This is a genomic window from Vibrio sp. 1401 (assembly GCF_033340295.1).
The window spans coordinates 1-546 of the sequence record NZ_JAWOWF010000729.1; the positions used below are offsets into that span (position 1 = coordinate 1).

The window sequence follows — 546 nt, forward strand, 5'->3', positions numbered from 1 at the left end:
CAACATTCAGCTATCAAGATTGGCAAAGTCGCGATCAACGAATTGAAGTCGCGTTGTCATCCGTATTATTCCAAAGTAAGTACAATGCGTTTAGTGACTGTATCGCTAATTTGTTGAAGTACAGTTTCGAAGATATTGCGTTTACGATTTTGCATTACGAACGTCAGGGTGACCAACTGACGAAAGCGTCTAAAAAGCGTCTTGCTCAGATTGCTGATTATGTGCGTCACAATCAAGATATCGACCTCGTGCTGGTGGCGACATACACTGATTCAACCGATGGTAAGAGCGAAAGCCAGAGCCTATCGGAGCGACGAGCAGAGTCTCTACGTACTTACTTTGAATCACTGGGTTTGCCAGAGGATCGTATTCAAGTGCAAGGTTATGGCAAGCGCCGACCTATTGCTGATAATGGCACGCCGATTGGTAAAGACAAGAACCGTCGTGTAGTCATCTCTTTAGGTCGAACTCAAGTTTAGGCCGTAGTAAAGCATGCTTACATATAAAACGCCGGAGAAATAATCTCCGGCGTTTTTGTACATTGAC

1 protein-coding gene is annotated in these 546 nt (G+C 44.5%); it reads left to right on the plus strand.

All coding sequences use genetic code 11. The features are described from left to right. Positions 1–479: OmpA family protein (locus R7Z77_RS27830; protein WP_318137368.1), on the plus strand; the 479-nt coding region annotated here is incomplete at its 5' end. Between the last annotated feature and the right edge of the window lie 67 nt (positions 480–546).